This window comes from Xanthomonas sp. JL1 (genome assembly GCF_038405005.1).
Genome location: NZ_JBBYGR010000012.1, coordinates 40,567 through 54,670 on the forward strand (window position 1 = coordinate 40,567; position 14,104 = coordinate 54,670).

Consider the following 14,104-nt stretch of genomic DNA (forward strand, 5'->3'; position numbering starts at 1 on the left):
GAACGGCTCACTGGCGGCTCTCCTGCAACGGCGCGGGCTGCGCTGGCGCGGCGGCCGGCGCAGGCGCCAGTGCGGTCGGGATGCCGGCAGACACTTCGTCCACCGGGTCCGGCACCAGCGCCGGATCCAGATCGGCCGACTGCGGCTTGACCATGGGCTGGCCGGTCTTGCCGGCAGCCTGTGCGGCCAGCCATGACTGGATGTCGTCCGGCGGCACGTCCATCAAGCGCAGCGCGCCTTCCATCACCTTGTGGAACACCGGCGCCGACACCAGGCCGCCGTAGTACACCTTGCCCTGCGGATCGTTGATCACGATGACGGTGGCAAAGCGCGGGCGCGTGGCAGGTACCAGACCCGCGAACAGCGCGTTGTAATGCCCGCGCTCGTAGCCGCTGGCGCCGTTCTTGCGCGCGGTACCGGTCTTGCCGGCGACGTGATAGCCCAGGATCGCCGCGCCCTTGGCGCCGCCTTGGGTGACCACGGTTTCCATCATGTCGATGACCTGCCGCGCCACTTCCGGCGTGATCACCTGACGGGTTTCGTTGTGCTGGCCGCGCACGAAGGTGGGCGGGGTGAGCTTGCCGCCGTTGCCCAGCGTGGCGTACGCCTGCGCAATCTGCAGCGGCGTCACCGACAGGCCGTAGCCATACGACATCGTGGTCTTGGACGGGCCGCTCCAGCGTGCCGGCTGCAACACCACACCGGCCGATTCACCAGGAAATCCGCTATGCGGCGCACTGCCGTAACCGAAGTTGCGGATCGACTGATAGAAGGTCTGGTCCGGCACCTTGGCGGCGATCTTGGCCGCACCGATGTTCGAGCTGCGGGTGATCACGCCAGTGACATTGAGCACGCCGTTATTGTGTGGCACATCGCGAATGGTGAAGCGCCCCACCGACATGTAGCCGGGGTTGGTATCGATGACGGTGTCCTTGGTCACCACGCCGGCAGTCAGCGCGGTGGCCACGGTCAGCGGCTTCATCGTCGAACCCGGCTCGACCAGATCGGTGACCGCGCGGTTGCGGCGCGCCGACGGGTTGATGCCGGTGACCGAATTCGGGTTGTAGGTGGGCAGGTTGACCATCGCCAGCACTTCGCCAGTGGCCACGTCCATCACCACCATCGAACCGCCTGCTGCGTTGTTTTCGACCAGGGCGTTACGCAGTTCCTTGTAGGCCAGGAACTGGATGCGGCGGTCGATGCTCAGCGTCAGGTCCTTGCCCGGTTGCGCCGGACGCACCAGGTCCACGCTTTCCACGATGGCGCCTCGCGCATCGCGCACCACCTTCTTGGAACCGGGCTTGCCGCGCAGCCATTCGTCGAAGGCCAATTCAAGGCCCTCCTGCCCGCGGTCGTCGATGTTGGTGAAGCCCAGCACGTGGGCCATCGCTTCGCCTTGCGGATAGAAGCGACGGAACTCGCGCTGCGAGAACACGCCGGGAATTTTCAGATCGACAATCGCATGCGCCTTGTCCGGATTGATGCGGCGCTGCAGGTACATGAATTCCTTGCCGGCCTTCTGTGCCAGCTTGGCGTTCAATTCGTCCAGCGGCTGTCCGAGCGCCTTGGCCAGCTCGGGAATGCGGTCCGGGTTGCGCAGCAATTCCTGCGGATTGACCCAGATCGATTCCACCGGCGTGGACACCGCCAGCGGCTCGCCGTTGCGGTCGGTGATCATGCCGCGCGAGGTGGCGATAGGCAGTTCGCGCAAGTAACGCGCTTCGCCCTGACGCTGATAGAAATCGCGGTTGACCAGCTGCACGAACGCGGCGCGCCCGATCAACGTCACCGAGCACAAGCCCAAGGCGATGCCGACCAGGGTAAGGCGACCACGGAGATTGAAATTGCTGCGAGTGCGGTTACGGCCGGTTTTCATGGCGCCCATCCCTGTGCGCCACCCGGCGGGCAGCTTCGCTGTGCAAAACGGCTGTCCTGCCGTTTTGTCGTTGGCGCACATTCGTGTGCGCCACCCTGCGTGCTGCTTTGCTGTGCAAAACAGATGCTCTTCTGCTTTGTCATGGGCGTATCACCACGATGTCGTTGGTCTCCGGGAACTTCATCCCGATACGCGCACGCGCGACTTGATCGACCCGATTGCTTTCCGCCCACGTGGCCTGCTCCAGCTGCAGCCGGCCGAATTCGATATTCAACTCGTCGCGCGTGTGTTCGAGCTTGGACAACTGCACGAACAGCTTGCGATGCATGTGGCGCATGTACACGACACCGATCGCCGACGCGATGCTGCAGGCAAGCAGCACGATGAGCAACAGGCGGCTCATCGGGCGTCTCCTTGAGACGCCGGGATTGGGGATCGGGGATTGGGGATTCGCCCAGAGCGCCTCTCCAATCCCGAATCCCCAATCCCCAATTCCAGCTTTTCAGCCACCCGCAGCACCGCGCTGCGGGCGCGTGGGTTGACGTTCAATTCTGTGTCGTCGGCCTTGATCGCGCCGCTCACCAATTGCAGCGTCGGCACGAACGGCTGCGCTTCGGGCAGGCGGCGATTGCTCGGCGGGGCCTTGGCGTAGCGGGCCATGAATTGTTTGACGATGCGATCTTCCAGCGAATGGAAGCTGATCACCGCCAGCCGGCCGCCGGGCTTGAGCGCGGCAAGCGCTGCATCCAGGCCGGTTTCCAGATCGTCGAGTTCGCGATTGATGTAGATGCGGATCGCCTGAAAGCTGCGTGTGGCCGGGTGGGTCTTGCTGTCGCCGCGCGGCATCACCGAGGCGATCAGATCGGCCAGTTGGGCGGTGCGCAGCAGCGGCTGTTCGGCGCGGCGCGCCACGATGGCGCGCGCGATGCGGCGGCTCTGGCGTTCTTCGCCATAGGCCCACAGCACATCGGCGATCTCGCGATCGGTCGCCTGCGCCAGCCACTGCGCCGCACTCTGACCGCTGTCCGGGTCCATGCGCATGTCCAGCGGGCCGTCCTTGCCGAAGCTGAAACCGCGCCCGGCCACATCCAGCTGCGGCGAAGACACGCCCAGATCCAGCAGGATGCCGTCGACAGTGGCAGCGGCAACCACCTGACCGAGCCCGGCGAAACTGCCGCGATGGATGGACACGCGTGCATCGCCACCGAACGTCTGTTCGGCCACTGCGATCGCGTCAGGGTCCTTGTCCATCACCAGCAGTCGACCTCCCGGGCCAAGGTGTTCCAGCACGCCGCGTGCGTGTCCGCCACGTCCGAACGTGCCATCGAGATAGGTTCCGTTTTCGGTCACTTGCAGGCCATCCAGAACCTGCGTGTAGAGCACCGGCACATGGGCCGCCGGCGGCTGCGACACCGGGTGACCGGGCTGCGCTTCACCGCGCATCCGGGCACCCCCGGCTCACAACCTGAGATCGAGCAATTCATCGCCCAGATCCCCGTCAGACAATGTCTGCTGGATCAGTGCGCGATGTGCCTGCTCGCTCCAGAGTTCGAATTTGTCGCCCATGCCCAGCAGCACGGCTTTTTTCTCGATGCCAACCGCATTGCGATGGCTGGCCGGGATGCTCAGACGGCCATTGGCGTCCAGCTCGAGCACGGCCGAAGAACCCACCAGTTTTTGCTGCAGCGTGCGGATCACGCGCTGGGTATTGGGCTTGGACATCACATCGTCACGCACCCGTTCCCACTCCTTTTCCGCGTACAACCACAGGCATCCGGCTTCGAACGGGTTGTAGGTGAGTACCAGGCGGTTGCCGCTGACACGCGTAACGAGGTCGCGGTATGCGGTTGGCACCGCCATACGCCCCTTGTCGTCCACCGTGATGGCAGTCTCGCCCTGAAACACCGAATGCAACCTCGAATTCCCGCTGGGGGATCATTGAACCACGAAAAACCACAAAACACCTGGTTTTCCCTCCGTTGCCCACCTTAGCAGCGCATCAAAGGTTGTCAACAACTTTGAGGTCCATAAATCGCTAGTCGCATCAATGAGTTGCAGCACTCTTTAGAGACTTGTTCAAAGGTTATCCACAAGTTGCTGTTTCGTCTCAGATTTTGAGATTGAACGGAAATTCAGGGGCGTGAAGGCTATGTAAACCCGACCCCACTCTCACTTCACGCTGCGCCAGCGGCAGACCGCAACTGCGCAAACCGGCGACAATCGGCGCCATGTGCCTGGTCGCTCTTGCCTGGAAAACCAACCCGCGCTGGCGCCTGCTGCTGGCCGGCAACCGCGATGAATTCCACGAACGCCCCACCGCGGCGCTGGCGCAGTGGGCGGCACCGGCAGAGAACGTGCTTGCGGGCCGCGACCTGCCCTCTGGCGGCAGCTGGGTGGGCCTGGGTCAGGACGGCCGCGCTGCGGTGGTCACCAACGTGCGCGCCCCGCTTGCCACCGCCTCGCGGCGCTCGCGCGGGCATCTGATTGCCGACTATCTGTCCGGCAGCCTGGGCGCTACCGCGTACGCCGACGCACTGGCCGGCGCCGCCCGCGCGTTCCCACCCTTCAGCTTCTTACTGTGCGACGCCGACCGCTGCGAGCACCTGAGCAATCACCCTTCGCTGGCGCGGCAACTGGCGGCGGGCATCCATGGCATGTCTAACGGACCGCTGGACGCGCTGTGGCCCAAGACCGCCGCACTGACCGAGGTGCTGCGCCACTGGTGCGCCCACGGCAATGAAGACCTGCAGCCACTGTGGGCTGCGTTGGGCAACCCGGCCATCGCCCCCGATGCTGCGCTACCGCAGACCGGCGTGGACCTGCCCATCGGACGCCTGCTCTCGGCCGCCTTCATCACCGGACCCAGCTACGGCACCCGCGCCAGCACCATCGTGGCGGTGGACGATCGAGGGCAGGGCTTTATCCATGAACGCCGTTTCGGCACAAATGGGCTCTTCCAGGGCGAGACCCGGTTGGAGATCCCGGGAGCGCGTTGACACTCCAGAATCATGCGCATCGCGTGCGCATAAGCCGGGCGCCAGCGCATGAACCGCTACTACGATGTTTCTGCGCAGAAGAAGCCGCTGAATCTGACCATCAACGCCGACCTGGCGGCGCAAGCCCGCACGCTGACCGGCAATCTCTCGGCAAAGGTCGAAGCGCTGCTGGCCGAGTACGTCACCAAGGAACGCGACAGCCACAGCGCAAGAGCGCTTGCGCTGCAACGCGCCGCGAGCGAATGGAAGGCCTTCACTGAGTCAAGGGGGCGCGGCGACAGCCGCGGGGATGTGGCATGCCCGGAGCGGAACCCGCGTTTTGTACCGCCAACGGCGGTACGAAGCGTGGGCGCCTTCGACGGGCAAACGCCCAAAGAAGGCGGCGGAGCCGGCCGATAAGCCGGGTTCTGTCGTGGACAGTCATTCGTCTAGGCGCCACGTCACCGCAGCGCTCAAGCAACCTACCCGGATCCAGCGCGGGCCACGCCAATGGATCCCTATTTGGTCTTGCTCCAGGTGGGGTTTGCCGTGCCGGTCCGTTACCGGACTCGCGGTGCGCTCTTACCGCACCATTTCACCCTTACCGGCTCCCCGAAAGGAACGTAGGCGGTATCTTTCTGTTGCACTGTCCGTCGGCTTGCGCCGCCCAGGCGTTACCTGGCACCTTGCCCTATGGAGCCCGGACTTTCCTCGGCACTCTTGCGAGTGACGCGACTGTCTGGCCGACTCCGCCGGGGCGCATTCTACGCTATCGCCACCATGCAGAACGGCACGGCGATTTCAAGCTTGCCATTGCCCCGTAGGAGCGCATCTGGGCGCGAGAAGCCGTACCGACCAACCACATTCGCCTCCAGACACGGCCCTGCAACGGCAAGCCTAGCCGCCATACAAGGCCTTACGCGGCGCGCCGGTCAGCTCGGCAGCGAGCTTGGCGGCGGTGGACGGCGGCAGGTGTTCGGCGAGCTTGGCGTAGACGCGGCGGCCTTCGGCGAGCTGGCCGTCGGCGGCATCGGCGGCGCCTTGCACCATTACCACGAACTCGCCCTTGCGCTGGTTGTCGTCGGCTTCGACCTGGGCCTGCAGTTGCGCCAGGGTGCCGTCGAGTACGGTTTCGAACAGTTTGGTCAGCTCGCGGGCAACGACCGCCGGGCGTTCGTCGCCGAAGGCCAAGCGCAGGTCGGCCAGCGATTCGACGATGCGGTGCGACGATTCGTAGAACACCAGGGTACGGGTCTCGCCGGCCAGCCGCGTCAGGCGCTCGCGGCGGGCGGCGCTCTTTGCCGGCAGAAATCCTTCGAAGCCAAAACGGTCGCTGGGCAGGCCGGCGACGCTGAGCGCGGCAATCGCAGCACAGGCGCCGGGTACGGGGCTGACCTTGATGCCGGCGGCGCGGGCGGCGCGCACCAGCTTGAAGCCAGGGTCACTCACTAGCGGGGTGCCGGCGTCGCTGACGATGGCCAGCGATTCGCCCTCGCGCAGGCGTGCCACGATGCGTTCGGACATGGCCTCTTCGTTGTGGTCGTGCAGAGCCAGCAGTGGGCGGTCGATGCTGAAATGGCTGAGCAACTGGCGAGTGTGGCGGGTGTCCTCGGCGCAGATTGCGGCCACGCCACGCAGCACCTCCTGCGCGCGCGGCGACAGGTCGGCCAGGTTGCCGATCGGCGTGGCGACCACGTGCAGGGTTCCAGGGGACGTCATCAGCGGTTTTCCGGGGGCAAAGGGTAGAATCGTAGCGTTTTTAACAGTCCGCCCTGGCGGCCCCTGTCCAATGGATCTGAAATGAACAAGCGTGTTGCAAGGATCTCCGCCCTCTCGCTGATGGTGATGCTGGCCGCCGGTTGCGCCACCAGCAGCGTCACGCCGACCGCTTCGCCGACGCCGAGCGCGGCATTGGCGCTGCTGGACCAGAGCGAGCCGCGCGAAGCCGCGCAGCAGCTGGAAGCCGAAGCCGCCAGTGCCAGCGGAGTGCAGCGCAGCCGATTGCTGGCTGCGGCCGCGTTCGGTTGGCACGACGCTGGCGACGATGCGCGTGCCCGTACGTTGCTGGCGCAGGTCAACGCGCGCCAGCTGAGCGGCGAGGAACGCGCCCGCTTCGGGCTGCTCACCGGCGAGTTGGCGGTGATCGACAAGCAGAGTGTGCAGGCGTTACAGGCGCTGGGCGACAGCCCGCAGGGACTGACCCAGCCGCTGCAGACGCGTTGGTTTATGGCACGCACCGCCGCACTGGAAGCGACCGGCGACCTGTTCGGCGCGGCCGCCAACCGCGCGCGCGCCGATGCCAGCCTGACCGGCACCGCGCGCAGCGAGAACCAGCGCGCGATCGTGCGCCTGCTCGCCGCCCTCGACGACGCCACCCTCAAGGGCCGCACCGCCGCACTGCCGGCCGGCGACCCGCTGTACAACTTCGCTGGGCGCGCGTTGATCAGCCGCGGTCTGGGACTGCCGCGCGCGTTCGAGCGCGATGCGCAGTGGGGCTTCGACACCAGCAAGCGCCCGCCGGCCGAACGCGATGGCTACCGCCCACCGGTCAAGCTGGGTGTGCTGTTGCCGATCACCGGCAACCTGGCCACCGTCGCCGCGCCGGTGCGCGATGGCCTGCTGGCCGGCTACTACGCGGAAACCCGCCGTCGCCCGGAAGTGCAATTCTTCGACACCGCCGGCACGCCAGCCGGTGCCAATGCCGCCTATGACAAGGCCGTGAGTGCCGGGGTGGATTACGTGGTTGGCCCGTTGGGGCGCGACGAAGTCAGCGCGCTGTTCGCGCGCGGCCAGCTGGCGGTGCCGGTGCTGGCGCTCAACCGCCCCACCGACAACAAGGCCCCACCCAGCGGCAGCGCCGGGTTCTCGCTGGCGCCGGAAGACGACGGCATCATGGCCGCCGAATATCTGCTCTCGCGCGAACGCCGCAACGTGCTGATCGTCGGCACCAGCGACGACAACGGCAAGCGCACCATCAAGGCCTTCCGCGACCGCTTCACCGAACGCGGCGGCACCGTCGCCGGCAGCATCAGCGTGGCCGATGCGCCGGGCGATATCGGTGCGCAGTTGCGCAATTACGGCACGGCCGATGCGGTGTTCCTGGCAGTGCGCGGCAACACTGCACGTGCGCTGGCGCCGCAGCTGGCACTGGCCGGGTTCGCCGGCAAGTCGCGCGTGGGCACATCGCAGTTGGTGGCCGGCACCGGCAAGGTCGAAGACGATCTGGTGCTGGATGGCATCGTCTACCCGAGCGAAACGTGGACCGTCCTGGGCGTGTCCGGCCTGCCGGCAGTGAGCGAGGTGGCCAGCACCCTGCCCAGCGCACGCGGCCCGGCCGCCCGCCTGTTCGCATTCGGCTACGACGCCTGGAAGATCACTGCGTACCTGGAAAAACTCGCCACCGGCAGCGATGGCGGCCTGCACGGCGCCACCGGCACCTTGCACCTGGATGGCTTCGGCAATGTGCTGCGCACGCCGGCCTGGTCCACCTTCAGCGGTGGCCGTCCGACCCCGATCGCCGACGGCCGCTGAGGCCATGCCGGCAGCGCGTCAGCAGCGTGGTGCGGGGGTCGAAGCGGCCGCACGCGCATTGCTGGAGCAGGCCGGTCTGCGGTTGGTGGTCGGCAATGCCAACTACCGCGGCGGCGAACTGGATCTGGTGATGCGCGATGGGCAATCGCTGGTGTTTGTGGAAGTGCGCTACCGGCGCGACGATCGCTTCGGTGGCGGCGCGGCATCGGTGGACTGGCGCAAGCGCCGCAAGCTGGTGCTGGCTGCGCAGCTGTTTCTTGGCGCTCACCCCGCACTGGCAGCGCTGCCCTGCCGCTTCGATGTGGTCGATGCCAGCGGCGAACCGCCGGTATTGCACTGGATCCGCGACGCGTTCCGCGCCGACGATTGCTGACCGCCGCCGACGCGCACCCCGACGTTCCGATGCCAACCATCATGACCCACACTGCCGTGCCTCTGGCGCTGTGGTGCGCCAGTGAACGCAGGCGCATCTGGCCGCGCCTGCTCGTGGCCGGTGTCGTGGCCGCCATGGTGCCGGATGCCGATGTGTTGGCGTTCGCGCTGCATATTCCCTACGCCGATGCGTTCGGCCACCGTGGCGCCAGCCACTTGTTGTTGTTCGCCGCGTTGATGGCGTTGTTCGGCGCTGCGGCACATCGTCTGTTGCGAGCGGATGCCGTGCAGGCAGCTGTGCTTTTGTGCGTCTGCACCGCATCGCACCCGCTGCTGGATGCGATGACCTCCGGCGGCCTGGGCGTTGCGCTGGGTTGGCCGTGGAGCGGGACGCGCTGGTTCGCACCGTGGCGGCCGATCCGAGTGTCGCCGTTCGCGACCGGCTTCTTCAATGCGCACGGCCTGACCACGTTGCTCTCCGAGCTGCGCTGGGTCTGGTTGCCGCTCACCGTCGCCGTGCTGGGGTGGAAATGCATCCAGCGCGCGGCACCACAGGATCGCGTGTCATGACCGATGTACTTCCCACCGCACTTGCCGAGCTGTTGGCCGCGCGCCTGGATGCCGATGGCTGGTTGACCGGCGACGATGCGCGCCGCCGCTATGGCGAAGACGATTCGCGCCGCTGGGCATTGCCTGCTGCCGTCGCCTTGCCGCGCGACACCGATGACGTCGTGGCGATCGTGCAGGCGTGTCGCGCCTATGGCGTGCCGATCGTGGCGCGCGGCGCCGGCACCGGCACCACCGGCGCGGCAGTGCCATTTTCCGGCGGCGTGGTGCTGTCGATGGCGCGCATGAATCGCATCGTTGCGCTGCGACCGGAAGACCGCTGCGCAGTGGTGCAACCGGGCCTGCTCAATGGCGACTTGCAGCAGGCGCTGCAGCCGCATGGATTGTTCTGGCCACCGGATCCGTCCAGCGCGGAGATCTGCAGTATCGGCGGCAACTTATCCACCAACGCCGGTGGACCGCGCGCGGTGAAATACGGCGCCACCCGCGACAACGTACTCGGCCTGGTGGCGGTGACCGGCACCGGCGAAGTGATCCGCTGCGGCGGTGCGTACACCAAAAATTCCACCGGCTACGACCTGACGCATCTGTTGGTCGGCAGCGAAGGCACCTTGGCGATCATCATCGAGGCCACGTTGAAACTGACCCCGCGCGCAATCGCACAGGCCGGCTTGCGCGCGCTGTATCGCGATGCGTCCAGCGCCGCAGCGGCGGTGTCGCGGCTGATGGCGCAACCGACCACGCCGACCATGCTGGAATTCATGGATGCCAGCGCGATCGCACTGCTACGCCGCAACGGCAGCGACGTGCCCGACGCCGGCGCCATGCTGTTGATCGAAGCCGATGGCGATCACGACACACTGCCTTACGCATTGCAGGCCCTGCACGATGCCGCCGATGGCGAAGGCGTGCTGAGCCTGGACGTGGCCGCCGATGGCAGCGCACGCGACAAGTTGTGGGCGGCACGCCGCGCCCTGTCGCCGGCCTTGCGCACCATCAAACCCGGCAAGATCAACGAAGACGTGGTGGTGCCGGTGTCGCGCATTCCCGCACTGGTGGCCGGCGTGGAAGCGCTCGCTGCCGAATTCACATTGCCCATCGTCGCCTTCGGCCATGCCGGCAACGGCAACCTGCACGTCAACATCATGTACGACCCGGCCGATGCCGACGAAGATGCGCGTGCGCATGCCGCGCTGCCCCGTCTGTTTACGCTGGTGCTGGGACTGGAAGGCACGCTCTCCGGCGAACACGGCATCGGCGTGGCCAAACGCGATTTCATGGCACAGGCGTTCAGCGCATCCACGCTGGCGGCGATGCGTGCGATCAAGGCCGCACTGGACCCGGATGGGATCTTGAATCCTGGCAAGGTGTTGCCGCCCGCCTAGCGACGCGCTTGCCTCAGCGCGTCACCCCGATAAACCGCAGCCCCACGCCGGGTTCGGTGACGATGTAATGCGGGGCGGCGGCATCGTCCTGCAGTTTCTGGCGCAGTTTGCCGACCAGGATGCGCAGGTAGTGGGTGTCTTCTTCGTGGGTGGGGCCCCACAGTTCGCGCAGCAATTGCGGTTGGGTCACCACGCGGCCGGCGTGCTTGAGCAGCAGTGCGAGCAAGGCGTATTCCTTGCGGCTCAGCGGCACGGCTTCGCCGTTGAGGGTGACTTCGCGCAGGCCCAGATGGATGTGCAGGCGGCCATCGTCGAACACGCTTTCTTCCACCGTGCTGCCGGCACCGGCCTGACGCAGCAATACGCGGATGCGTGCCATCAATTCCTGCACGCCGAAGGGTTTGGTGACGTAATCGTTGGCGCCGGCATCGAGCGCGGCGACCTTTTCGGTTTCGCCGGCACGCACGGTGAGCATGATCACCGGCACGTTGGACCACTGACGAATCTCGCGCAGCATCTCGTGGCCGTCGCGGTCCGGCAGACCGATGTCCAGCACCACCAGTTCGGCGCCCTGCCCGGCCAGCAAGGCCATGCCTTCTTCGGCGGTGCCGGCCTGCAGCACGCGGTAGCCTTGCGCACGCAGGCTGATATCGAGAAAACGGCGGATCTGCGGCTCGTCGTCGACGATCAGCACACGGGCGGGCGGGATGGCAGTGAGGTCAGTCGGCATCGGGGCGAGGTGGCGCGGCGGGAACGAGCAACGGCAGCGTAATGCGAATTGTGGTGCCGTGACCATGCGCGCCTGCCAATGCCTCTACGCTGCCGCCGTGCGCGCCGATCATGCCCTGGCAGATGGCAAGGCCCAAGCCGGTGCCGTTGCGCCCACGGTCGCCGCGTTCCACGCTGTAGAACATGTCGAAGATGCGCGCGCGCTCGTCTTCGGGAATGCCCGGCCCCTGGTCGCCGATGTCGATCTGCAGCGCGCCGCTGCGCAGCGTCGCCTGCACGGTGACCGCGATGCCGGGCGGCGAGAACTTCGCCGCATTTTCCAGCACGTTGAAGATGGCCTGTTCCACCAGCGCCGGATGCACCCAGATCGCCGGCAGGTCGGCGGCCAGGTCCAGCTGCAGGCGCACGTCGGGCTGGTAACGCTGCAGGCGGCGGGTGGCCGAGCCGATCAATTCGTCCACGCCGATCCAGTCGCGATTCACGGTCAGCCCGGTGTGGCCAAGCCGGGTCATATCAAGCAGATTCTGGATGTAGCGATCCAGTCGCTCGCCTTCAAGCTGGATGGTGTCGAGCAGGCTGTGGCGATCGTGCGCGTCCATCGCATCGCCGTAGCTGGCCAGGCTGCTGGCCGAGCCGATCATCGAGGCCAGCGGCGAGCGCAAGTCGTGCGACACCGACGACAACAATGCCGAGCGCAGGCGCTCGGTTTCGCCACTCACACGTGCGCCTTCCAGATCGGCGACCAGGCGGGTGCGTAGCGCCGCCTGGCCGATGTCTTCCACCATCGCTTCGGCCAGGCGGCGTTGTTCCAGACCGGGCCGTTGCACGCCCTGACGAAAGCGCAACGCAGCGACGCCCAATGTACCGCGCTCATGGCGCACCGGCAGGCACCACCACTGCGCGCCGGCCAAGGTATCGGTGAAGCGGCCGGCGGGCTGGCCATGCCGCTGGGTCCAATCGGCGGCGCTGCGATCGAGCGCACCGAAGCTGGTGGGGGCATCGCTTTCGCGCTGCTCCAGGCGTAACCAGACGTCGGCATCCAGCGCAGTGGCCAGCGCGCGACGGCCGGCTTCCAGCACCTGGCCCAGATCGGCAGCGGTGCTGAGCTGGCGGGCAAGCGCCTGCAACACGTTGGCGTGCGCATTGGCTGCGCGCAAGGCCAGTACCTGGCTGCGCAAACGCGAGGCCAGCCGGCCGGCGACCAACGCGGCGATCAGGAACATGCACACCGTCACCACGCCCTGGCGCGCACTGATCTGCAAGGTGAAACGCGGTTCGATGAAAAAGAAGTTGTAGGCGACAAAACTCAGCAGTGCGGCGACCACCGCAGCGGCCATGCGCGTGCGCGAGGCCACCAACACCACCGCGACGATGAACACCATCGACAAGTCGTTGATGTCGGTCCAGCGTTGCAGCAACCACGCCACGCCCACCGCACCGGCTGCTGCAATCGCGGCGAACACCAGGTCGTATCGCTGCAGCCATTGGCGCGGATGACGCCAACGCTGACGCGCGCGTGCGCGCGCATCGGCGGAGCTGACGATGACCAGTTCGTAATGCGCGCCACGTTGCAACAATTGCTGGGTCAACGTGCGATTGAACATGCGTGCCAACGGGCGTTCGCGGGTACGCCCCAGCACCAGGGTGGAGATGCCGTTTTGCGCGGCGAAATCCAGCAAGGCGTCGGCGACGTTCGTCCCGTGCAGCAGCGAGGTGTCGCCACCGAGGCGACGCGTCAACGCGAACGCACGGTCGATCTCCAGCCGCCAGGCCGCATCGGTCACGGTGCGGGTCTGCACGGTGACTACCGTCCACGGTGCATCGCGCCGCTCCGACAGACGCCGCGCCACGCGCACCAGATAATCCGAGCTGCCACGGCCATCGATGGCTACCACCACGCGGCGTCGCAACGCGGCGGTGCCAGGCAAACCGCGCGCGGCCTGGGTGTCGCGCAGATCGCTGTCGACGCGGTCGGCAGCGGTCTGCATCGCCAGCTCGCGCAACGCGGTGAGATTGGATGGCGAGAAAAACGCCTGCAACGCCTGCGTGGCCTGCTCGGGCAGGTACACCTTGCCCTGTTGCAGGCGCTCGATCAGTTCGCGTGGCGGCAGATCGACCAGCACGATGTCGCGCAGGCGGTCGAACACGGCATCGGGCACGGTCTCGGACACGCGCACGCCGGTGATGCGCAGCACGATGTCGTTGAGGCTTTCCAGGTGCTGGATGTTGACCGTGGTATAGACGTCGATGCCGGCATCGAGCAACTCCACGATGTCTTGCCAGCGCCGCTCATGGCGGCTGCCGGGCACGTTGCGGTGCGCCAGCTCATCGATCAGGGCCAGCCGCGGTTTGCGTGCCAGCAATGCATCCAGATCGAGTTCTTCCAGCATGCGGCCCTGGTAACTCACGCGCGCGCGCGGCAGCAGCGGCAAACCCTCCAGCAACGCAGCGGTTTCGCTGCGCCCGTGCGTCTCCACCACACCGGCCACCACATCCATGCCCTGCCGCAGGCGCTCGCGCGCCCGCGACAACATGGCGTAGGTCTTGCCCACCCCCGGCGCGGCACCCAGGAACACCGTCAACCGCCCACCGTGTTCGCGCTGTAATTCGCCGATCAAGGCATCGGCTTGCTGGGTGCGGGCGTCGTTCATTCGGGCAATCGGGCAATC

The 14,104-nt window shown here is 66.6% G+C and carries 12 protein-coding genes, 1 other RNA gene and 1 pseudogene; 6 read left to right on the top strand and 8 right to left on the bottom strand.

Features of this window, described 5'->3' with window-relative positions:
• Positions 1–7: 7 nt before the first annotated feature.
• The 4 genes from WJW29_RS03025 to mraZ form a co-directional block, all read right to left on the bottom strand.
• On the bottom strand, positions 8–1,876 hold the full coding sequence (locus WJW29_RS03025) for a penicillin-binding protein 2 (protein ID WP_011409379.1): 1,869 nt from the start codon (positions 1,874–1,876) through the stop codon (positions 8–10).
• A 139-nt stretch (positions 1,877–2,015) separates the two neighbouring features.
• Entirely contained in the window at positions 2,016–2,279 is a 264-nt protein-coding gene (ftsL, locus tag WJW29_RS03030; RefSeq protein ID WP_011409380.1) for a cell division protein FtsL, read from the bottom strand.
• The gene (gene rsmH, locus WJW29_RS03035) at positions 2,276–3,319 is read right to left on the bottom strand and encodes a 16S rRNA (cytosine(1402)-N(4))-methyltransferase RsmH (protein WP_011409381.1); all 1,044 of its coding nucleotides are present in this window, start codon (positions 3,317–3,319) and stop codon (positions 2,276–2,278) included. Before rsmH ends, ftsL begins: the two co-directional genes overlap by 4 nt.
• Positions 3,320–3,334: 15 nt before the next feature.
• Positions 3,335–3,790: a division/cell wall cluster transcriptional repressor MraZ gene (gene mraZ / locus WJW29_RS03040; RefSeq protein WP_011260238.1), complete on the bottom strand. Its 456-nt coding sequence runs from the start codon at positions 3,788–3,790 to the stop codon at positions 3,335–3,337.
• 314 nt (positions 3,791–4,104) lie between these two features.
• Here mraZ and WJW29_RS03045 point away from each other — a divergent pair, with 314 nt between their 5' ends.
• Together WJW29_RS03045 and WJW29_RS03050 are read left to right on the top strand one after the other, a co-directional pair.
• A complete protein-coding gene (locus WJW29_RS03045) occupies positions 4,105–4,872 on the top strand; it encodes an NRDE family protein (protein WP_113079180.1) in 768 nt (255 codons plus the stop codon).
• A 48-nt stretch (positions 4,873–4,920) separates the two neighbouring features.
• A pseudogene (locus WJW29_RS03050) lies at positions 4,921–5,136 on the top strand (type II toxin-antitoxin system CcdA family antitoxin); the annotation flags it as partial.
• A 116-nt stretch (positions 5,137–5,252) separates the two neighbouring features.
• Here the strand turns inward: WJW29_RS03050 and rnpB are convergent.
• Positions 5,253–5,602: RNase P RNA component class A (gene rnpB, locus WJW29_RS03055), an RNA gene on the bottom strand.
• 146 nt (positions 5,603–5,748) lie between these two features.
• A complete protein-coding gene (gene rsmI / locus WJW29_RS03060; RefSeq protein ID WP_011409385.1) occupies positions 5,749–6,570 on the bottom strand; it encodes a 16S rRNA (cytidine(1402)-2'-O)-methyltransferase in 822 nt (273 codons plus the stop codon).
• Positions 6,571–6,690: 120 nt separating this feature from the next.
• On the opposite strand from rsmI, the gene WJW29_RS03065 reads away from it, so the two are divergent.
• Genes WJW29_RS03065 through WJW29_RS03080 form a run of 4 tightly spaced genes read left to right on the top strand, consistent with a single transcriptional unit; the run spans position 6,691 to position 10,706 of the window.
• On the top strand, positions 6,691–8,382 hold the full coding sequence (locus tag WJW29_RS03065; protein ID WP_027703224.1) for a penicillin-binding protein activator: 1,692 nt from the start codon (positions 6,691–6,693) through the stop codon (positions 8,380–8,382).
• A 4-nt stretch (positions 8,383–8,386) separates the two neighbouring features.
• The gene (locus tag WJW29_RS03070; protein WP_011409386.1) at positions 8,387–8,755 is read left to right on the top strand and encodes a YraN family protein; all 369 of its coding nucleotides are present in this window, start codon (positions 8,387–8,389) and stop codon (positions 8,753–8,755) included.
• A 29-nt stretch (positions 8,756–8,784) separates the two neighbouring features.
• A complete protein-coding gene (locus WJW29_RS03075; protein WP_011409387.1) occupies positions 8,785–9,324 on the top strand; it encodes a metal-dependent hydrolase in 540 nt (179 codons plus the stop codon).
• Complete coding sequence (locus WJW29_RS03080; protein WP_012444181.1) at positions 9,321–10,706, top strand: FAD-linked oxidase C-terminal domain-containing protein; 1,386 nt, start codon at positions 9,321–9,323, stop codon at positions 10,704–10,706. The genes WJW29_RS03075 and WJW29_RS03080 overlap by 4 nt, the downstream gene beginning before the upstream one ends.
• Before the next feature lie 13 nt (positions 10,707–10,719).
• On the opposite strand, the gene WJW29_RS03085 is transcribed toward WJW29_RS03080, so the two are convergent.
• Positions 10,720–11,436, bottom strand: a complete 717-nt coding sequence (locus tag WJW29_RS03085; protein WP_011409389.1) for a response regulator — start codon at positions 11,434–11,436, stop codon at positions 10,720–10,722.
• Complete coding sequence (locus WJW29_RS03090) at positions 11,426–14,086, bottom strand: sensor histidine kinase KdpD (RefSeq protein WP_011260247.1); 2,661 nt, start codon at positions 14,084–14,086, stop codon at positions 11,426–11,428. The genes WJW29_RS03085 and WJW29_RS03090 overlap by 11 nt, the downstream gene beginning before the upstream one ends.
• Positions 14,087–14,104 lie beyond the last annotated feature (18 nt).